Source organism: Pseudomonas sp. LBUM1672, from assembly GCF_059695655.1.
Map to the genome: position 1 here is coordinate 5,314,909 of NZ_CP166781.1, position 19,684 is coordinate 5,334,592.

At 59.4% G+C, this 19,684-nt stretch carries 23 protein-coding genes; 12 read left to right on the forward strand and 11 right to left on the reverse strand.

From position 1 onward, the window contains the following. Positions 1–41: 41 nt before the first annotated feature. The 3 genes from ACA053_RS24235 to ACA053_RS24245 are packed head-to-tail and all read right to left on the reverse strand — an operon-like array spanning position 42 to position 1,153. Positions 42–665 carry an SOS response-associated peptidase gene (locus ACA053_RS24235; protein ID WP_046048287.1) on the reverse strand — a complete coding sequence of 208 codons (624 nt, stop codon included), beginning with the start codon at positions 663–665 and terminating at the stop codon, positions 42–44. A gap of 35 nt (positions 666–700) precedes the next feature. Then, a complete protein-coding gene (locus ACA053_RS24240; protein ID WP_109634756.1) occupies positions 701–961 on the reverse strand; it encodes a putative signal transducing protein in 261 nt (86 codons plus the stop codon). Between the two features lie 9 nt (positions 962–970). Continuing rightward, positions 971–1,153: a CPXCG motif-containing cysteine-rich protein gene (locus ACA053_RS24245; RefSeq protein WP_109634758.1), complete on the reverse strand. Its 183-nt coding sequence runs from the start codon at positions 1,151–1,153 to the stop codon at positions 971–973. A gap of 139 nt (positions 1,154–1,292) precedes the next feature. Between ACA053_RS24245 and ACA053_RS24250 the strand changes: the two genes are divergently transcribed. After that, positions 1,293–2,459 carry a 1-acyl-sn-glycerol-3-phosphate acyltransferase gene (locus tag ACA053_RS24250; protein ID WP_497393883.1) on the forward strand — a complete coding sequence of 389 codons (1,167 nt, stop codon included), beginning with the start codon at positions 1,293–1,295 and terminating at the stop codon, positions 2,457–2,459. Between the two features lie 224 nt (positions 2,460–2,683). Here ACA053_RS24250 and ACA053_RS24255 read toward each other — a convergent pair whose 3' ends face one another. Next, positions 2,684–2,962: a hypothetical protein gene (locus ACA053_RS24255; protein ID WP_497313649.1), complete on the reverse strand. Its 279-nt coding sequence runs from the start codon at positions 2,960–2,962 to the stop codon at positions 2,684–2,686. A gap of 192 nt (positions 2,963–3,154) precedes the next feature. Here ACA053_RS24255 and ACA053_RS24260 point away from each other — a divergent pair, with 192 nt between their 5' ends. Then, positions 3,155–3,361, forward strand: coding sequence for a hypothetical protein (locus tag ACA053_RS24260; protein WP_018929592.1), 207 nt, complete (start codon positions 3,155–3,157; stop codon positions 3,359–3,361). A 298-nt stretch (positions 3,362–3,659) separates the two neighbouring features. Further along, positions 3,660–4,595 carry an IS110 family transposase gene (locus ACA053_RS24265; RefSeq protein ID WP_497312732.1) on the forward strand — a complete coding sequence of 312 codons (936 nt, stop codon included), beginning with the start codon at positions 3,660–3,662 and terminating at the stop codon, positions 4,593–4,595. A 124-nt stretch (positions 4,596–4,719) separates the two neighbouring features. On the opposite strand, the gene ACA053_RS24270 is transcribed toward ACA053_RS24265, so the two are convergent. After that, complete coding sequence (locus tag ACA053_RS24270; RefSeq protein ID WP_109634763.1) at positions 4,720–5,304, reverse strand: YajG family lipoprotein; 585 nt, start codon at positions 5,302–5,304, stop codon at positions 4,720–4,722. A gap of 205 nt (positions 5,305–5,509) precedes the next feature. Here ACA053_RS24270 and ACA053_RS24275 point away from each other — a divergent pair, with 205 nt between their 5' ends. Together ACA053_RS24275 and mqo are read left to right on the forward strand one after the other, a co-directional pair. Continuing rightward, positions 5,510–5,743, forward strand: coding sequence for a hypothetical protein (locus ACA053_RS24275; protein WP_010458219.1), 234 nt, complete (start codon positions 5,510–5,512; stop codon positions 5,741–5,743). A 738-nt stretch (positions 5,744–6,481) separates the two neighbouring features. Then, complete coding sequence (mqo, locus tag ACA053_RS24280) at positions 6,482–7,990, forward strand: malate dehydrogenase (quinone) (RefSeq protein ID WP_497393884.1); 1,509 nt, start codon at positions 6,482–6,484, stop codon at positions 7,988–7,990. 239 nt (positions 7,991–8,229) lie between these two features. Here the strand turns inward: mqo and ACA053_RS24285 are convergent, their stop codons facing one another. Further along, positions 8,230–8,517: a PA4642 family protein gene (locus ACA053_RS24285; protein WP_497393885.1), complete on the reverse strand. Its 288-nt coding sequence runs from the start codon at positions 8,515–8,517 to the stop codon at positions 8,230–8,232. Between the two features lie 63 nt (positions 8,518–8,580). After that, positions 8,581–9,066 (reverse strand): hypothetical protein, encoded by a 486-nt coding sequence (locus tag ACA053_RS24290; RefSeq protein ID WP_109634767.1) that lies wholly within the window; start codon positions 9,064–9,066, stop codon positions 8,581–8,583. A 151-nt stretch (positions 9,067–9,217) separates the two neighbouring features. Between ACA053_RS24290 and dauA the strand changes: the two genes are divergently transcribed. Continuing rightward, positions 9,218–10,939 carry a C4-dicarboxylic acid transporter DauA gene (dauA, locus tag ACA053_RS24295; RefSeq protein ID WP_109634769.1) on the forward strand — a complete coding sequence of 574 codons (1,722 nt, stop codon included), beginning with the start codon at positions 9,218–9,220 and terminating at the stop codon, positions 10,937–10,939. Positions 10,940–10,948: 9 nt separating this feature from the next. Here dauA and ACA053_RS24300 read toward each other — a convergent pair whose 3' ends face one another. Together ACA053_RS24300 and ACA053_RS24305 are read right to left on the reverse strand one after the other, a co-directional pair. Then, positions 10,949–11,422, reverse strand: coding sequence for a WbuC family cupin fold metalloprotein (locus ACA053_RS24300; protein ID WP_109634771.1), 474 nt, complete (start codon positions 11,420–11,422; stop codon positions 10,949–10,951). A gap of 4 nt (positions 11,423–11,426) precedes the next feature. Then, entirely contained in the window at positions 11,427–11,984 is a 558-nt protein-coding gene (locus ACA053_RS24305; protein WP_109634772.1) for a hypoxanthine-guanine phosphoribosyltransferase, read from the reverse strand. Between the two features lie 165 nt (positions 11,985–12,149). Here ACA053_RS24305 and upp point away from each other — a divergent pair, with 165 nt between their 5' ends. Then, on the forward strand, positions 12,150–12,788 hold the full coding sequence (upp, locus tag ACA053_RS24310) for a uracil phosphoribosyltransferase (RefSeq protein ID WP_010458234.1): 639 nt from the start codon (positions 12,150–12,152) through the stop codon (positions 12,786–12,788). Positions 12,789–12,790: 2 nt separating this feature from the next. Further along, complete coding sequence (locus ACA053_RS24315) at positions 12,791–14,065, forward strand: uracil-xanthine permease family protein (protein ID WP_497393886.1); 1,275 nt, start codon at positions 12,791–12,793, stop codon at positions 14,063–14,065. Positions 14,066–14,218: 153 nt separating this feature from the next. On the opposite strand, the gene hemH is transcribed toward ACA053_RS24315, so the two are convergent. After that, complete coding sequence (gene hemH, locus ACA053_RS24320; RefSeq protein WP_109634775.1) at positions 14,219–15,244, reverse strand: ferrochelatase; 1,026 nt, start codon at positions 15,242–15,244, stop codon at positions 14,219–14,221. Positions 15,245–15,257: 13 nt separating this feature from the next. Next, positions 15,258–16,160 carry a TIGR01777 family oxidoreductase gene (locus ACA053_RS24325; RefSeq protein ID WP_497313661.1) on the reverse strand — a complete coding sequence of 301 codons (903 nt, stop codon included), beginning with the start codon at positions 16,158–16,160 and terminating at the stop codon, positions 15,258–15,260. A 196-nt stretch (positions 16,161–16,356) separates the two neighbouring features. Here ACA053_RS24325 and ACA053_RS24330 point away from each other — a divergent pair, with 196 nt between their 5' ends. The 4 genes from ACA053_RS24330 (at position 16,357) to ACA053_RS24345 (ending at position 19,679) form a co-directional block, all read left to right on the forward strand. Next, positions 16,357–17,343 carry an NAD(P)/FAD-dependent oxidoreductase gene (locus tag ACA053_RS24330; RefSeq protein ID WP_109634779.1) on the forward strand — a complete coding sequence of 329 codons (987 nt, stop codon included), beginning with the start codon at positions 16,357–16,359 and terminating at the stop codon, positions 17,341–17,343. Next, complete coding sequence (locus tag ACA053_RS24335; RefSeq protein ID WP_497313663.1) at positions 17,340–17,555, forward strand: TIGR02450 family Trp-rich protein; 216 nt, start codon at positions 17,340–17,342, stop codon at positions 17,553–17,555. The genes ACA053_RS24330 and ACA053_RS24335 overlap by 4 nt, the downstream gene beginning before the upstream one ends. A gap of 220 nt (positions 17,556–17,775) precedes the next feature. Next, on the forward strand, positions 17,776–18,738 hold the full coding sequence (locus ACA053_RS24340; protein WP_497393887.1) for a YbgA family protein: 963 nt from the start codon (positions 17,776–17,778) through the stop codon (positions 18,736–18,738). After that, positions 18,738–19,679, forward strand: a complete 942-nt coding sequence (locus tag ACA053_RS24345; protein WP_497313665.1) for a MerR family transcriptional regulator — start codon at positions 18,738–18,740, stop codon at positions 19,677–19,679. Before ACA053_RS24340 ends, ACA053_RS24345 begins: the two co-directional genes overlap by 1 nt. Positions 19,680–19,684 lie beyond the last annotated feature (5 nt).

A 19,684-nucleotide genomic window follows, 5' to 3' on the forward strand; every position in this document is an offset into this window, starting at 1 on the left:
GGAGCTAGCCTGCTAGCGATGGGGCCAGCAGAGACACCCCATCAGCCGGGGGTAAGACACTCCGGCCCATTCAACTTCGGATCATTCACCAGATTCGCCAACACCCGCTCGCGCAACGCTGCGGGCTCACTGGCGAGCAACGCCTGCAAGGCATGCAATGGCGTTTCGGGATTGAGCCAGGCCTCTTGCCCCGCCGCGTCGAGAATCAACGGCCGACGCTGACTCGCGGCTGGTTGGGTGATCACGGCCGTGCTCAGCCACACCTGCTCCTGCACCGGATACGCTTCCCAGATTGCCGCGAAAAATAAAGTAGAGCCCTCCCCCGGCGTCAGCCAATACGGCCGCTTGCGGGTGGTGCCGCGCCATTCGTAAAAACCGTTGGCCGGCAGGAGGCAACGGCGCTCGCGCAAAGCCTGGCGAAACATCGGTTGTTCAGCGACGGTTTCGGCCCGGGCATGGGCCGGGGTGCGGGAAAGGTCAGTCAGCCACGGCGGCGTCAAACCCCAACGCGCTCGGGCCAACTCACGCTGGCCGTCGACACCGGCACGCAGCATCAGCACCGAATCATTGGGGGAAATATTCCACTGGGCCTGCTGATCGGCGGGGAAGCCAGGCAGGGCCGCGAAGGCGGGGTTCCAGCGAAACAGGGCATAACGTCCACACATGGGGCAACACGACTCTCAATAAAACGAACGCCAGCCTAACAGACCAGCGTGCCGGGAAAACTGTCCGGCTCATCACCGGGCAGTGGCAGCGCGGCATTGTACGCGGTGATCAGCTCCCGGGCGTATTCGGCCTGGTCGTTGTCCACCGACAAGCCCAGCAGGCCATAAATCGGCAATTCACCGGCCCCGCCGATCAAATCGCGGCCCGCCAGATGCGCCTCGATGCCCTCGCTGGCCAGCATGCCTTGCAGCAACTCCCCTTCCATCAGGTTTTCCGGCTCGTAGATTCGCTGCATAGACGCCCCTTACTCGTTTTCACTGAACACTTCGAGATGCCATTCCTCTCCTTCCACCTGCAACACAAACGTTATCGGCCGACAGCACACCTGACAGTCCTCGATATAGGTCTGATCGCCACCGGACAGGTCCACCGCCGTCTCAACCTCCTCACCACAATACGGACATTCATACAGCGCAGTTTCCAGCATCGCGGTCTCCCAGGTGACTTGTGCGTATAATCGCCGGTCTATTTGCAGGGCTATTTTTGTCTGGCTAACTTTTCAGACCGTGCCCCGTTGGTTTTCGATCAAAACCTTTACTTACCCTAGCCGTTTCTAACAAGAGAGCATGATGGGCGAATTCGATGCCATCCGACCTTACGACGACAGCGAAGTCCCAGCGGTGCTGGACCGACTGCTCGGCGACAAGGCGTTTCTAGATATCCTCATCCACTTCCGCTTCCCGCGCTTTGCCGGTGCTTTCGGCTGGGCGCTCAAACCTCTTATAGCTCATCGGCTGCGCCGTGAGTTCGCCGGCGTCACGTCGGTGGCCACGCTGCAGGATAAAGTCGAGATGTATGTCGACCACACCATCGAGCGAGCCACGGACGGTGTAACGTACACCGGCGTCGAGCAGTTCAAGTCCGGCAACGCCTACCTGTTCATCGCCAACCACCGCGACATCGTGATGGACCCGGCCTTCGTCAACTACGCCGTGTACCACGCCGGCCTGCCGACCCCGCGCATCGCGATCGGCGACAACTTGCTGCAAAAGCCTTTCGTCAGCGATCTGATGCGCCTGAACAAGAGCTTCATCGTGCACCGCTCGATCACCGGGCGTCGCGAGAAAATGGCGGCGTACCAGCTGCTGTCGGCCTACATCAACCACTCGATCCGCAACGATTGCGCCTCCATCTGGATCGCCCAGGCCGAAGGCCGGGCCAAGGACGGCGACGACCGCACCGAGTCGGCGATCCTGAAAATGTTCCACATGAGCCGCAAGGACGAGCCGTTCGGCGAAGTCATCCGCTCGCTGAACGTGAGTCCGGTGTCGATCAGCTACGAATACGACCCGTGCGACCAGGCCAAGGCCCGCGAGCTGTTCATCCGCGCCACCACCGGCAGCTACACCAAAGTGCCGGGCGAAGACGACGTCAGCATCGCCAAGGGCATCACCGGCTACAAGGGCCGGGTGCACGTTAACTTCGCTGCGCCGATCACCGAACTGTTCGACGATACCAAGCAATTGGCGATCGAAATGGACCGGCAGATCCTCGGCGGCTACCGGTTGTTCCCGGTGCACTACCTGGCTTACGCGCAGTGGAAAGACGCCGATCCGCAACTGCAGGTGCCGAAGGCTGCCGAGGTGTTTGCGGCGGACGAACTGGCCAAGGCCCAGGAAGAATGGCAACGTCGCCTGGAGGCTTGTCCCGAGGAGCATCGTCCGTATCTGGTGCTGCAATATGCGACACCGGTGCGGAATCAGTACCGGGTCAAGGCTGGCTTACCGCTGTAATTGCCCGGATACAACAACGGCGCCCTGTGGCGAGGGGATTTATCCCCGTTGGGCTGCGCAGCAGCCCCAACACCTGCAATCACAGTTTTCAGACAGACCGTGGGCGCCGATTTACGACTGCTGCGCAGCCGAACGGGGATAAATCCCCTCGCCACAGAGTCCCCTCAACACGGCAGTCTCTTCACCACAGCAGCTCCCTCACCACAGGGGTCTGCGCAAGAGATTCAGAACCGGGTGCTGATCCACGACACCAGCAGCGCCAGCCCCAGGCAGGCGAAACCGAAGCGGTAGAAGAACCGGTTCATGCGCAAGGTCGCCCAATCCAGGGTGGGCTCTTCGTTCGGGCGGCTCTGGCGCTGGGCGACAAGGCTCGCCATGGCGCGTTGTTCACGGCGGCGAGTGGCATGCAGCAGCCAACCGCCCGGGAACGCCAACAGCAGCGCAAGCAGGTTGATCAACTTGGCGGGATGGTGGGTGAACAGCGAAATCAAATGCAACGACATCACGGACCTCGGCAGAACAGGTGTGGCAAACGCCGAACCGACGATCGCGGCGCGGATTCTACCGAAAGCCCGCCCACCTGCGCCGCCTTTCCGACAAATAACGAAGCATCTGACCAAATGCTGCCCTGTGTCACGGCGCCGTCATCTGTATAGGCCAGTCTGGCGGCCCTCGAAACCGACACGGAAACCGTCATGCTGCACGCCGAAAACCAGGACCGCCTCTACCTCATCGCCCAGAGCGACGAACAACAAACCCTAGTAGGAAGCCTCGCCTTTAACGTTCAGGACCGCCACTGGCTGGTTTATTGCGCGTTGGGTGGGCATCAACATGCGGATTTGCCGGAGACGGATTTGCTGACGGGCGTGAGTGTGCTGGATTTTTATTCGCAAGCTGCCTGATCACCGATGATCCCTTGTGTGAGCGAGCCTGCTCGCGATGGGGATTTAAGGTTCAACATCAAGTTGACTGACACTCCGTCATCGCGAGCAGGCTCGCTTGTATGTTTAGACTTGAAGGGGTGGGTGGGACTACAGACTCGATTCTGACTCTGACCAGTACAGACTGTGGGAGACTTCTCGTCCCGCCCCTTCTACCCAAAGCGCCGATAAGGAATTCATCGGTAAACCGACGATAGAGACAAGCCAGCGCAACGGTAGACCCCAACAAGCACTTAAACCCTAGCTCCGAGGATTCGTCATGACAATCCTTACTTCGCAGACGGTTGTTGGTATCGATATCGCCAAGGCCCAAATTGCTGTCTATCGCACCGACCTGCAAATCATTCAAGACATCAAGAACGATCGAACCGCCCTCAAGCGTTGGCTTAAAACCCTGCCTGCCCAAAGTGCTATCGCCGTTGAAGCCACCAACATCTACCACTTGGACACGGTAGAGCTGGCCCATGAGATGGGTCATCAGGTCTACGTGGTGGATGCTTATCGCGTGAGTCATTACCGCCGTGGCGTTGGCCAACGAGCCAAGAACGATCCCTGCGATGCGCGTTTGCTGGCGCGTTACCTGGAGAATGAACAAAGCAAACTGCGGGTCTGGAGCCCGCCACCCAAGGCCTACAGCTCGCTGAAAAGCCTGCTTCACAGACGTGCAACGCTGATCCAGAACCATGCTGGGCTGATGTTGAGTTGGGCCAATGAACCCTTGTTGAAGAAAGTGCAGGTCGCTCAGCAGAAGGCGTTCAAGCAAGCGGATCAGGCGATTCAGAAACTGCTGCGCAAGGTCAGCAAAGAGGCGGGAATTGAGGCGAATATTGATCGCTGCAAAGCCATCGAAGGCGTTGGGGAACTGACCGCAACCGGGTTGGCGACGACCTTTATGCGGGGCGATTTTGCGAACAGCGATGCGTTCATCGCATTCCTGGGAATGGACTTGGCAGTCGAAGACTCCGGCAAGAAGAATGGGCAGCGGTACCTGACCAAAAAAGGAGATCCGGAGGTTCGTCGTTTGGCGTACAACGCCGCAATGGCGGCGTGTCGCTCGCCTAAATGGAAGCCGTTTTACGAGGCATACCTGGCTAGAGGCTTCTCGAAAACCCAGGCCTTGGTTGCCTTGGCCCGAAAGCTCTGTCGAGTGGCATTTGCCCTGATGAAAAATCAGAGCGAATACCTGTCAGCCTGAGAATTCAGGGTTGCCGGGCAACATAGAATCTCCCACAATTGTTCGATGTATGCCTGAGTAGTCAGCAGCCATGAAAAAGCCCGGGGCCATTGCTGGCACCGGGCTTTTTTGCATCTCGCGAACGTTATTCGCTGAGAATCTGACCAATCGTCGGGTCCTTGAACAGACGCGTCAACGCATCGCTCAATACATCACTGACCAGCTTGGTGTTGGTTTCCTGATTCGGCGCCATACCAAAACGCTGATCCAGGGACGCACCGTAACGACCGCTGTAGCGACGGTTGGCGTTCTGCACATCAGAGCGGAACGTCGCGCCAATAGTCGCCTCGGTCACGTACATGCCTTCTTTGGGCGACTGATACTTCAGTTCGGCCAGCGTCACCGTCAACTGCGGAGCATTCAGCGCATTCGACGTCGGGGTAAAGCCCAGCAACCGCACGGCCGCCTCGGCCTGAGCCTGCAACTTCGGCAGGATCTGCGCGCCCTGCACGGTGATCGCGCTGGTCTCAGGGTACAGGCCACCACGAGTGCCCAGGGTCGGCGACGGACGACCGTCCACCACACGCACCACCACCGGCTGACCACGGCCGACCGGCGCCAGCTGAGTCGTCAGCTTGGGTTCAGGGTTCAGTTGTTGCGGGCTGTGGGCGCAGCCGACGAGGGTCAAACTGGTCACAGTGATCAAACCGAACAACAGGCGTTGCAACATGCTCTTCTCTCCAGAATCAGGCACAAACAGGCCCGCAGTATAGCGGTGGGCCACTGCGGGTAACTAGCACCTCACAGTGAATACTGAAATGTCTGACAAACCCGTGGGAAACCGGTTCCTGTCACAGATCTGTCATCGCCCATACACTTGCACGTCACGGCTTGCTGGCAACCTTCACTACAGGTCACCCACAAGGTACTTCGCCATGCGTTATCTCATCTCGCTGTTCGCACCACGCCCGCTGCACCGCAGCTTTGCCCTGCTCGACCGCAACGGTCACTGCCAGGCGTTCAAGCAGTGCAGCCTCCAGCCGATGGGCGATGGCTGGGTCGAAATCGAAGAAATCCGCCTCAACTGGCTGCACCATCCGCTGCCGCCTAGCGCCCGTGTCAGCCAGCGTCGGCCACGTGCACGGGTGCAACATCTGTTGACCACCTGACCAGACGCCTAATAAAAGTCATTAAACACGTCCATTTCCCCGCGTTTCTTAGATACAATCTCCCCCCGATTATAAGGACGTCTCCTGATCGGGCCTCGCAGCATCGTCAATGCTTCGGTATTGGCACCCCGCACCGCCCACAGAGAGCCGCCCACACAGATCGAGTGAAGCTGGCGCGCTTGCTGTTCCTTGAGCAAAAACCCCACTTTTCGCGAATCTGCAGAGCTGTCATTACGCTCGGTTACTGAGCTGTTTGCCCGTTTTGCCTGTCATGTACCCCATGGCGGCAATCCATCCGGGCACAGTGCCAGGCTGGGACAGCCCTTTTTGAGGTTCACGTCTTCAAAAGAGCGTGAAAAAAACGGGTTTTCACAACTTCACAAGAGTGTGGCGAGCAAATGAATAGTTTTGCGTCTGAACATGCACCATTAGCGTCTGAAACAGCCCAACGACACAGGACCGAGTACTCCTCGAACACCGGAGCCTGAAGCCTGTCCGCTACGGATTTGGTTGCACAAACGGATGTCTCGACCATAAGTCGAATTGCCAGCCGCGCGCCGAGATGAGTTCATGTAACTCTTTAGGCCCGGCCGCATGCATCCGTCGAAGTTGCGAAAAATTGCGAAGATTCGGACATGGCGACACTGGCCATGGTTACCTGGGGCATCAATAACACGCCCCTGAACACCTGGCCGCCATGCCGACAATTTGGTGCTGCAGATTTTGGAGACGCGTTAAATGGCGCATAACGAAGCAGTCGACGTAGTACTGGTTGGGGCCGGCATCATGAGTGCCACCCTTGCCGTACTGCTCAAAGAACTCGACCCCGCGATCAAGCTGGAAGTCGTCGAGCTGATGGATTCCGGTGCCGCGGAGAGTTCGAACCCGTGGAACAACGCCGGTACCGGTCACGCCGGGCTGTGTGAGCTCAATTACACGCCGCAGGCCGCCGACGGTAGCGTCGACATCAAGAAAGCCGTGCACATCAACACTCAGTTTGAGGTGTCGAAGCAGTTCTGGTCCTACCTGACCAAGAAAGGCACGTTCGGCTCGTGCAAGACGTTCATCAGCCCGGTGCCGCACCTGAGCTTCGTGCAGGGCAATGAAGGCGTTTCCTTCCTCAAGGAACGCTTCAAGACCCTGAGCAAGCACCACGCCTTCTCGGACATGGAATACACCGAAGACAAGACCACCATGTCCGAGTGGATGCCATTGATGATGCCGGGCCGGCCAGCCGATGAAGTCGTCGCGGCCACCCGCGTGATGAACGGCACCGACGTCAACTTCGGCGCCCTGACCAATCAACTGCTCAAGCACCTGACCAGCGCACCCGATGCCCAGGTCAAATACTGCAAGCGCGTGACAGGCCTCAAGCGCAACGGCAGCGGCTGGACCGTCAGCATCAAGGACGTCAACAGCGGTAACACCCGTGAAGTCGATGCCAAGTTCGTCTTCCTCGGCGCCGGCGGCGCGGCACTGCCGTTATTGCAGGCCTCGGGCATCGAAGAAAGCAAAGGCTTCGGCGGCTTCCCGATCAGTGGCCAGTGGCTGCGTTGCGATAATCCGGAAGTGGTCAAGCATCACCAGGCCAAGGTCTACAGCCAGGCTGCAGTGGGTTCGCCACCGATGTCGGTGCCGCACCTGGACACCCGCGTAGTCGATGGCAAGAAGTCCCTGCTGTTCGGACCGTATGCCGGTTTCACCACCAAGTTCCTCAAGCACGGTTCCTTCATGGACCTGCCGATGTCGGTTCGCGCCGGCAATATCGGCCCGATGCTGGCCGTGGCGAAAAACAACATGGACCTGACCAAGTACCTGGTCAGCGAAGTGATGCAGTCGATGGAGCAGCGCCTGGAATCCCTGCGTCGTTTCTACCCGGAAGCGAAAGCCGAAGACTGGCGCCTGGAAGTGGCCGGCCAACGGGTGCAGATCATCAAGAAAGACCCGAAAAAGGGCGGCGTTCTGCAGTTCGGTACCGAACTGGTCGCGGCCAAGGACGGTTCCCTGGCCGCCCTGCTCGGCGCCTCCCCAGGCGCTTCGGTGACTGTTTCGATCATGCTTGAGCTGATCGAAAAATGCTTCCCGAACAAGGCGTCCGGTGAATGGGCTGCCAAACTGGCGGAAATCTTCCCGGCCCGGGAAAAGGTTCTGGAAACCGACGCTGCGCTGTATCGCAAGATCAATGCGCACAACAACGTCGCACTGGAACTGGTTGAAGCCAGTAACGAGACCGAAAGCTACGCTTGATTCGGCCGCATAAAAAACGCCCCGTTCTCAGTGAGAGCGGGGCGTTTTTTTATGGGCCTGAAATCATATTGCTGGCTGACTTTATTCTGTGGCGAGGGGATTTATCCCCGTTGGGCTGCGAAGCGGCCCCAAAAACTGCTTGCATGGTGTGTCTGGCAAACAGCATTCAAAAGATTTGCGACTGCTGCGCAGCCGAACGGGGATAAATCCCCTCGCCACAGATTCCGGTGTATCCGGGATCAGCCGCGCGCCTTGGTGATCAACTCGATGTATTCGGCGGCATTGCGTTGGTCCTTGATCAGGGCAACGAAGTCATTGCCGTGCTCATCCTTGCCATCCAGGTCCAGGCCAGCTTCGACGAAGAACGTCAGAAAACGCTCGAAGTCATCGATGCGCAGGCCACGGTAGGCCTTGATCAGTTTGTGCAGGGACGGCGAAGTGGCGTCGACCGGTTCGAAATCGAGAAACAACTTGATCTGCTCATCGCCGATCTCGTCACCAATCACTTGTTTCTTATCTTTACGCATTGCCGACTCCAGCTCGCAGACATTTCACGGGGCGGGCAGTTTACCCCTGCCCGGGCAAAAGGCTCAACGCGGACGAACAGCCCCGGTGTGCAGATCTGCCCAGACATGGCCGTTGGCGTAGCTGAGGAACTGGCAATACACCGTGTCATTACGCAACAAATCGATCACCACCCGGTACTGCGCCATCGGGTAAAACAGCGTCAGGGTTTTGCTTTTTTCGTCGTAGATCGGCTTTTTCAGGCTTTTACTTTCGCCGTCGAAATTGACCAGCACCTGGTTGATAGTCGCGCCCTTGTTCAAGGACTTGCCCTTGAGGCGGATCAGCAAGGGGGAAGTCACAGGAATCGGCTGTTGATTGGACTGACGCTGACTGCCGACCACCACCGAATACTCGGTGACCTGCAACAGTTGCTGTTGTTCGGGCTCGGCATCACGCAGTGTCAGGTCGTCCGGCGGCAGAAACTGCGCGTGCATCGGCGCCGGGGCGGCCGCCAGTGGCAGGCTGAGGGTCAGCAACAGGGCGGCGCAGCTGCGGATCAAAAGGCTCATGACGGGCTCCGAAGGCGAGGCCAAGCACTCTAGCATGAGGATCAACCGCGCGAATTGGCGATATAGGTCAATACTTCGCAGTACGAGGCTGGCGATGCTGGACGAGCTTTCAGCCGTCGTTCAACAGTGCATCGTCTTCTAGGGAGTGTTCATGACGTTCTCCGTCCCCCCGTTGTTCGCGGCCTGGCGTCAGACCTGGCGCGCCGGTTACACCCTCAGGCGCTTACGCGGCGACATCAGTGCCGGGGTAACGGTAGGGATTATCGCCATCCCGTTGGCCATGGCACTGGCGATTGCCGTAGGTGTACCGCCCCAGCAAGGTTTGTATACGGTACTGATCGCTGCGCCCCTGATCGCCCTGACAGGCGGTTCGCGTTTCAATGTCAGTGGGCCGACCGCCGCGTTCGTAGTCATTCTGCTGCCCATCACCCAACAATATGGCCTGGGCGGCCTGCTGCTTTGCACCATGCTTGCCGGCGTCATCCTCATTGCCCTGGGGCTGATTCGAGCCGGGCGGTTGATTCAGTACATTCCGTACCCGGTCACCCTGGGCTTTACCGCCGGGATCGGCATTGTCATTGCCACCCTGCAATTGAAGGATTTGCTGGGCCTGAACACCGCCGGCCAGGCAGAACACTACATCGAACAGCTGGGCGTTTTGATTCTGGCGTTACCCAGCGCCCGGCTAGGGGACGGGATCATCGGCCTCACCTGCCTGGCCGTTCTGATTGTCTGGCCACGGTGGGTGCCGAGGATTCCGGGGCATCTGGTAGCGCTTACCATCGGCGCGTTCCTGGGGTTGGCGCTGGAGCACGGTGGGCTGGCGGTGGCGACATTGGGTGAGCGTTTCAGCTACATGGTCGAGGGCGTCAGCCATCCCGGCATTCCGCCGTTCCTGCCAAGCTTTGATTGGCCGTGGAATCTGCCCGGTCCCGACGGCCAACCTCTGCACCTGTCGTATGACTTGATCCGTCAATTAATGGCGCCGGCGTTCGCCATCGCCATGCTCGGCGCCATCGAATCCTTGCTGTGTGCGGTGGTGGCGGATGGCATGACCGGCAGCAAACACGATCCCAACGCAGAACTGCTGGGCCAGGGCCTGGGCAACCTGATCGCACCGTTGTTCGGCGGCATTACCGCCACGGCGGCCATTGCCCGAAGTGCCACCAACGTGCGCAGCGGAGCCTTTTCGCCACTGGCCGCCATTATTCATAGCGCCGTGGTGCTGATGGCAATACTCGTCCTCGCACCGCTTTTCAGCTACTTGCCGATGGCTGCACTGGCAGCATTGCTGATCATGGTGGCGTGGAACATGAGCGAGGCCCGGCACGTGCTGCATACCTTGCGCATCGCACCTCGCAGCGATGTGCTGGTCTTGCTGACCTGCCTGAGCCTGACGGTATTGTTCGACATGGTGATGGCCGTCGCCGTCGGCCTGCTGCTGGCCGCCGGGTTATTTATCAAACGCATGAGCGATCTCACCGATACCGCTGAACTACCCCGCGCCTTCCATCAAGCCTTGCAGGACATGCCGGAACATGTTCGTTGCTATGCGATACGCGGGCCCCTGTTCTTCGGCGCTGCTGAAAAAGCCTTGGGAGTGCTACGCAAATTCAGTCCGGAGGTCAAAGTGGTGATCGTCGAGATGAGCGCAGTGCCGATGCTGGACATGACGGCGCTGGCGGCCTTCGACAATATCCTGAGGGATTACCGCACGGACGGCATCGGCCTGATTCTGGTGGCGACTGCTCCAAGGGTGCGCCTGAAGCTCAGGCGCGCGGGCATCCATCGGGAACAGCGTCAGTTGGCCTACGTGAACAACCTGGAACAGGCTCGTCGCAAAAGCGAACGCTGGCTGGCCGGGGAAAATTGAGCGCACGGCTCAATCAAACTGCGCGCGCATCCAGGCCTGATACTCGGCCACACCTGGCTCGCCTTCACGTGGCGCCCACGGAGCAAGCTCACCCTCACCGACCGGGCGATAAGGCCCGGCTTTGCACTCGAACATCACGCTGTCGGCTTCCAGCACGACCAAGCCATGGAACACACCTGTTGGCAGGTCCACGCCGACACAATCACCACCGGCGACGAGGACTTGCTTCTTCACGACCACGCCAGACTCATCAAAGATCAGCAAACCGAGCTGCCCTTTGAGGACCAACAAGGTTTCGGCCTTGTTGTCGCCCAAGTGTCGGTGAGGCGGGATATACGTGTTCGGCTGCAAGCCCACCGCCATGCGATGGCAAGCCTCTTCCATCTGATGGAAGTTGTGATGCTGACGCCCGCGAGGATTCGCCGCCGCTTTCTCGGCCAATTCGGTGAACAGGGTTTGATCAAGAAAGCTGGGCACGGTCATGTTCTTACATTCCTTTAACAGCAAAAATCCCGTTGGCGTTACGCCAGTAGCCTTTGTAGTCCATGCCGTAACCGAAGATGTAACGGTCGATACATGGCAGGCCGACGAAATCGGCTTTCAGGTCCGGGCGAGCCTTGCGGTCGTGGTCCTTGTCGATCAGCACGGCGGTGTGCACTTTGCGCGCGCCGGCGTGTTTGCAGAAGTCGATGATCGCGCCCAGGGTGTGACCTTCGTCGAGGATGTCGTCGATGATCAGCACGTCACGGTCGATGAACGAGACTTCCGGCTTGGCTTTCCAGAACAGGTCGCCGCCGCTGGTTTCGTTGCGATAACGGGTGGCGTGCAGGTAGGACGCTTCCAGCGGGAATTGCAGATGGGTGAGCAGCTTGCCGGCGAAAATCAGACCGCCGTTCATCACGCAGAACACCACCGGGTTAGTGTCAGCCAGTTGTTCGTTGATGTGTGCACCGACGCGGGCGATGGCCGCCTCGACTTCAGCTTCGGTGTACAGGCAGTCAGCCTCTCGCATGATTTGACGGATATGCTCGAGATCAGCGGACATGGCGCTCTCCAGGGGGTGGCAGGATTCGGGAAAAGCGGGCAAAGGTACGCATCCCGCACGGCCAGATCAAGCGTTTGTGGACTAACGTACTCTATGTCTATAGGACAACACCCTCGGATAGATTAATCTAGGCCGGTTTTTTTGCCCGCCGCCGGAGCCTTTCCCATGCCCATCCTCGAGATCCGCCATCCGCTGATCCGTCACAAACTCGGCCTTATGCGCCGCGCCGACATCAGCACGAAGAATTTCCGTGAGCTCGCTCAGGAAGTCGGTGCGTTGCTGACCTATGAAGCCACCAAAGACCTGCCGCTGGAAACCTACGACATCGAAGGCTGGTGCGGCACCGTGTCGGTGGAGAAAATCGCCGGCAAGAAGATCACCGTGGTGCCGATCCTGCGCGCCGGTATCGGCATGCTCGAAGGCGTGCTGAGCTTGATCCCGGGCGCCAAAGTCAGCGCCGTCGGCGTGGCCCGCAACGAACAAACCCTGCAGGCTCACACCTACCTGGAAAAACTGGTGCCGGAAATCAACGAGCGCCTGGCAATGATCATCGACCCGATGCTCGCCACCGGCAGCTCCATGGTCGCGACCATCGACCTGCTGAAAAAGGCCGGTTGCCGCGATATCCGCGCCATGGTGCTGGTTGCCGCGCCGGAAGGCATTGCCGCTGTAGGCAAAGCGCACCCGGACGTGATGATCTACACCGCCTCCATTGACGAAAAACTCAACGAACACGGTTACATCATCCCAGGCCTGGGCGATGCCGGTGACAAGATCTTCGGTACCAAGCAGAAGGACGCTTGAGCATGCAGCAAGAGTTCAACGATCCGCTCTGGCGCACGGTACTGTCTGGCGCACAGATGCTGTTCGTGGCCTTCGGCGCCCTGGTGTTGATGCCGCTGATTACCGGCCTCGACCCGAACGTGGCGCTATTTACCGCAGGTCTGGGAACGATCCTGTTCCAGATCGTCACCGGGCGTCAGGTGCCGGTGTTCCTCGCGTCGAGCTTTGCCTTCATCACCCCGATCATTCTCGCCAAGGGCCAGTTCGGCCTCGCGGCGACCATGGGCGGCGTGATGGCGGCGGGCTTCGTCTACACCTTCCTCGGCCTTGCCGTGAAGATCAAAGGTACTGGGTTCATCGACCGTCTACTGCCACCGGTGGTGATTGGTCCGGTGATCATCTCCATCGGCCTGGCCATGGCGCCGATTGCCGCCAACATGGCGATGGGCAAGGCTGGCGACGGCACCGAGCTGATTGATTACCAGACCGCCATGCTGATCTCGATGCCGGCGCTGCTCACCACCCTGATCGTCGCGGTGTTCGGTAAAGGCATCTTCCGCCTGGTGCCAATCATTTCCGGCGTGCTGGTCGGGTTTGCCATGGCGTTCTATTTCGGCGTCGTTGATACCGCGAAGATTGCCGCCGCACCGTGGTTTGCGATTCCGCAATTCACCGCGCCGGAGTTCAACTGGCAGGCGATTCTGTTCATCGTTCCGGTAGCGCTGGCGCCGGCCATCGAGCATATCGGCGGGGTGATTGCCGTCGGCAGCGTGACCGGTCGCGACTACCTGAAGAAGCCCGGCCTGCACCGCACCCTGCTCGGCGATGGCATTGCCACCACTGCGGCCGGTCTGTTCGGCGGCCCGCCCAACACCACCTACGCCGAAGTGACGGGCGCGGTGATGCTGACCAAGAACTACAACCCGAAAATCATGACCTGGGCGGCGATCTTTGCCATCAGCCTGGCGTTCGTCGGCAAGTTCGGCGCGTTGCTGCAAAGCATTCCGGTGCCGGTGATGGGCGGGATTCTGTGCCTGTTGTTTGGCTCGATTGCCGCGGTAGGGATGAACACGCTGATTCGCCACAAGATCGACCTGGGTGAAGCGCGCAATCTGGTGATTGTGTCGGTGACGCTGGTGTTCGGGATTGGCGGTGTGCTGGTCGGCACTGGCACCGGCCCCGACGACTTCGGCCTCAAAGGCATCGCGTTGTGCGCGGTGGTGGCGATCGGGCTGAATCTGCTGCTGCCGGGCAATGACAGCTGGAAGCACAAGAAGGCGGATGAGCCGTTGCTCTAAAGGTTGACGCGACACCGTGGCGAGGGAGCTTGTCGGATCGCCGCACCGTCCCGCTTGAGTGCGCAGCACTCACAAAATCTTCGTCGACTGCGAGAGTTTTGGGGCCGCTTCGCGACCCAGCGGGAGTAAGCTCCCTCGCCACAGTTCGTGTTTTTACAACGCCAACGGCGCTCGTTCACACAAGGCACTCAACGCCCGCGCCCACTGCGGATCATCGTTGAGGCACGGCACCAACACCAACTCCTCTCCCCCCGCCTCGCGGAACAATTCCTTGCCTCGATCACCGATTTCCTCAAGCGTCTCGATGCAATCGGCCACGAACGCCGGGCACATGACCAGGACTTTCTTCACGCCCATCCCCGCCAATTCATCCAGGCGCGCCTCAGTGTAGGGTTCGATCCATTTCGCCCGGCCCAGGCGCGACTGAAACGACACCGACCATGTGCCGTCCGGCAGGTCCAGCCGTTTAGCAAACTCGGAGGCAGTGCGCAGGCATTGGGCTCGGTAACAGGTCGCCAATACTTCTGGCGAAGCGTTCAGGCAGCAATTATCGCCTTTGAAGCAATGGTGACCGGTAGGGTCTATCTTGGTCAGATGCCGCTCCGGCAAACCGTGGAAACTCAGCAGCAGGTGATCGTAATCCTGCTGCAAATAAGGCTTGGCGCTGGCCACCAACGCATCAAGGTATTCCGGCTGATCGTAGAACGGCTGGAGAATCGAGAACTGCACATCGAGCTGCTTCTCGCGTACCACCCTCTTGGCCTCCTCAATCACGGTGGTCACGGTGCTGTCGGCGAACTGTGGATAAAGCGGCGCGAGGGTGATTCTTTTGTGGCCCTGGGCCGCCAGCTCAACCAGTTTCGACTCAATCGACGGCTCGCCGTAACGCATTGCCAGCTCAACCGGCCCGTGGGTCCATTGGGCAGTCATTGCCTGTTGCAGACGACGGCTGAGCACCACCAGCGGTGAGCCCTCCTTCCACCAGATTGACGCGTAGGCGTGGGCCGATTGCTCTGGACGCTTGATCAGGATCAGCGACACCAGCAAGCGTCGCACCGGCCATGGCAGGTCGATCACATACGGGTCCATCAGAAATTGATTGAGGTAGCTGCGCACATCCGCCACCGAGGTGGAGGCAGGTGAACCCAGGTTAACCAGAAGCAATGCGTGATCGGTCATTCAACGTCCTATTTCAAAGGCGGCTGGACAGGTCGTCCAGGGCCGCGCGCAAATCAGTGAACTGGAAAGTGAAACCCGCTTCCAGCAAGCGCACCGGTACGGCCTTCTGACCACCCAGCAACAGCAGGGACAACTCGCCCAGGCACACTTTCAGGGCCAGGGCCGGCATCGGCATGAACGCCGGGCGGTGCAGCACGCTGCCCAATGTCTTGGCGAACTCGCTGTTGCGCACCGGTTTAGGCGCGCAGGCATTATAGGGACCGCTGGCGTCGTTGCGATGCAGAAGAAAATCAATCAAGGCGATTTGATCGTTGATATGAATCCACGGCATCCACTGCCGACCACTGCCCAGAGGCCCGCCCAGTCCCAGTTTGAACGGCAGCAACAGCCGCGACAAAAAGCCGCCCTCGGCGGACAACACCAAACCGGTTCGAATCAGCACCACTCGAATACCCAAGGCCTCGGCGCGCTGAGCGGTTTCTTCCCAGGCAATGCATAACTGACTGGCGAAATCATCGATGGACGGCGGAGAGGCTTCCGTCAACTCCCGCTCACCACTGTCGCCATACCAGCCAATGGCGGAACCCGAGATCAATACCTGCGGTTTCTGCTCGCGGGTCTCGAGCCAGGCCAGCAAGGTTTCGGTCAGGGTGATGCGACTGCTCCAGAGCAAGGCTTTGCGCCGGGACGTCCATGGCCGGTCGGCAATGGGTGCGCCCGCCAGGTTGATAATCGCGTCTACCGGTTCTTGCCCGAGGTCTTCGAACAACGCGACGCCGCGAACCTGGGCGCCGCAGATTTTTGCGACTTTTTCGGGCGTGCGGCTCAAGACGGTCAGGCGATGTCCCTGGCTCAACCAGTGTCGGCAGAGTTGACGTCCTATCAAACCAGTACCGCCGGTCAGCAATATGTGCATGACTTCTTCCTCGCGTGGCGTTTTACCCTGATCACTAGTCTATTTTTATAAGCAGGGATCTTTGATATCGGGCAGTGTCTGTGTTTAACAATAGGCCAAGCTGTCAGATCGAGAACGCTAAAAGTTATACCGAAAAACAATATTGTACAGGTTTAAACCACGGCGTAGTCTGTACAGAAAGGTAAACGAGGCCCCTATGACTGTACCTATCGCAATCATCGGCACCGGCATCGCCGGGCTCTCAGCCGCGCAAGCCCTGACAGATACAGGGCATGTCGTTCAACTTTTCGATAAAAGCCGCGGCAGTGGCGGACGCATGTCGAGCAAGCGCAGTGATGCGGGAGCTCTGGACATGGGTGCCCAGTATTTCACTGCCCGCGACCGGCGCTTCGTCACCGAGGTCCAGCGTTGGCAATCCAACGGATGGGTCGCCGAATGGGCGCCGCAGCTCTACACCTTTCACGGCGGCCAGCTCAATCTGTCACCGGACGAACAGACGCGCTGGGTCGGCACGCCCCGCATGAGCGCCATCACGCGCGGCCTGCTCGGCGATCTGGAAGTGCATTTCGCCTGCCGGATCACCGAGGTGTATCGCGGTGAAGAACACTGGCATCTGCAAGACGCCGAAGGCTTCACCCATGGTCCGTTCAGTCATGTGGTGATCGCCACACCGGCGCCTCAAGCCACTGCACTGCTGGCCTCCGCGCCGAAACTCGCTGGGGCCGCCGCCGGGGTAAAAATGGAGCCGACCTGGGCCGTAGCGCTGGCGTTCGATACACCGCTGGATACGCCCATGGAAGGTTGCTTCGTGCAGGACAGCCCGCTCGACTGGCTCGCGCGCAACCGCAGCAAACCCGGACGCGACAACACCCTCGACACCTGGGTGCTGCATGCGACCAGCGCCTGGAGCCGGCAACATATCGACCTGCCCAAGGAAGCGGTGATCGAGCAACTGCATGGCGCATTTGCCGAGCTGCTGCACAGCGCCATGCCCGCTCCGACCTTCAGCCTGGCGCACCGCTGGCTCTACGCGCGTCCCGCCAGCAGTCACGAATGGGGCGCCCTGGCCGATGCCGATCTGGGCCTGTATGTGTGTGGCGACTGGTGCTTGTCCGGGCGTGTAGAAGGCGCTTGGCTCAGTGGTCAGGAAGCTGCGCGGCGGTTGCATGAGCACTTGCAGTGAATCGCATTAATCCGAGTAAATTGCTGCTGTCGAAATGGACAGCAGCCCACCCGCAAAACCGCGAAAAACATTTTCTGGTGACCGCGCTGTTCCGCGATGAGGAAGGTATGGTGCTGGACATTGAGTTGCAGGCGGTGCTGACCCAGCGCAGTGAGCGTCTCGCATGGCAGACTTTGAAAGATAGCGACGGCTGGATCCTGGGCTGGAAGTAGATCCAGTGTGGGAGCGGGCTTGCTCGCGAATGCGGTGTGCCAGCCTCCCATGTCTCTTCTGATACACCGCATTCGCGAGCAAGCCCGCTCCCACATGAGCATTGCACCCCTCTCTAAAATACTTATACAAATAATTTGACTTGTACACCTTTGAATCTATGATGAAGACAAAGTTGTACAGAGCTCCCACTCTGTACAAGTCTGGATTCGAGGTGCTCCGATGTCCGTACAGCCAGCGACCCAACCGAAAATCGCCATCAGCGCCTGCTTGATGGGGGCCGAGGTGCGTTTTAACGGCGGGCACAAGGAATCACGGTTGTGCAGCCGAACCCTCACTGACTATTTCGATTTCGTCCAGGTGTGTCCGGAAGTCGCCATTGGCCTGGGCATTCCTCGCGAACCGATCCGCCTGATCGGCGATCCCGAACGTCCCGAAGCCGTCGGCACCGTCCACCCCGAGATCAACGTCACCCGTCCGCTCGCCGAGTACGGTCAGAAAATGGCCGCGGAACTGGACGACATCTGCGGCTACATCTTCATGCAGAAATCGCCTTCCTGCGGTCTCGATCGGGTCAAGGTCTACCACGCCAACGGGTCGCCGGTGGACGGTGGTGGTCGCGGCATCTACGCCCAGGCCTTCTGTGCCCAGCACCCGGACTTGCCGGTGGAAGAAGATGGCCGTCTCAACGACCCGGTGCTGCGCGAAAACTTCCTTACCCGCGTGTTCGCCTACAGCGCCTGGCAGCAGTTGCTGCAAGAAGGCCTGACCCGGCGCGGCCTCACGGACTTCCACTCGCGCTACAAATACCTGCTGATGGCCCACAACCCGGTGCAATACAAAACCCTGGGTAACCTGCTGGGCAACATGGGTCAGACCGATCCTGCGGACATCGGCCCGCGCTATTTCAGCGAGTTGATGTCGGCATTGAAAAAATGCGCCACGCGCCGCACCCACACCAATGTGCTGCAACACATCAGTGGTTACCTCAAACAGGTCATCAGCCCTGAAGACAAGCAGGAAATGCAGCAGGTCATCGCCCAATACCGGCTTGGCGTCGTGCCGCTGGTGGTGCCGTTGACGCTGCTCAAACATTTCTTCCGCCAACACCCGGATCCGTATATTGCGCAACAGGTTTACCTTCAGCCGCACCCGGAGAACCTCAGCCTGCGAAACGCAATCTAATGAAAAGCCCACTCGACACCAGCGCCCGGGAAGACCTTGGCGATGACTTCAAGAAAGCCCTCGACGAAGGCTGGTTGCCGATTCGCGAAGTGGCGCGCCAGACCGGCGTGAACGCCGTGACCTTGCGCGCCTGGGAACGACGTTACGGGTTGATCGTGCCCCAGCGCACGCCCAAGGGGCATCGCCTGTTTTCTGCCGAACACGTGCAACGGATTTTGACGATCCTCACCTGGCTCAATCGCGGCGTGGCCGTCAGCCAGGTCAAGCAACTGCTCGACACGCCGCAAGCCTTTACCGAAGCCATCGAAAACGATTGGCAGGTGCTGGGCCAGACGTTGCTGCAAGCGGTAACCCAACTGAACGAACGCACGCTTGATGACACCGTCAATCAAGCCATGGCGCTGTATCCGCCACGCACTTTGTGCGAACAACTGCTGATGCCGTTGCTGGCGGAACTGGAGCAACGCTGGCAAGGCCAGTTCGGCGCGCAGATGGAGCGGGTATTTTTCTTTTCCTGGCTGCGCAGCAAATTCGGCGCACGCATCTACCATAACAATCGTCAGTTACGCACCGCCCCGCTGCTGTTGATCAATCAGTCAGACCTGCCACTGGAACCTCATCTGTGGCTGACCGCGTGGCTGATCAGCAGCGCCGATTGCCCGGTGGAAGTCTTCGACTGGCCGCTGCCGGTGGGCGAGCTCGCACTGGCGGTCGATCACCTGCAAGCCCGCGGCGTACTGCTGTATTCCAGCAAAGCCATGAATCTTTCGCAGTTGCCGAAACTTTTGAGCGGCGCCAGTTGCCCAAAAATAATCGCCGGACCAACGGTATGCATTCACCACGCCGAGTTGTCCGCAAAAACGACTGAGATCGCTGATTTGTTCCTGGCCGAAGACCCGTTATCGGCTCACCAGGAACTGGTCAAGCGTGGGCTGATTTAATGGAT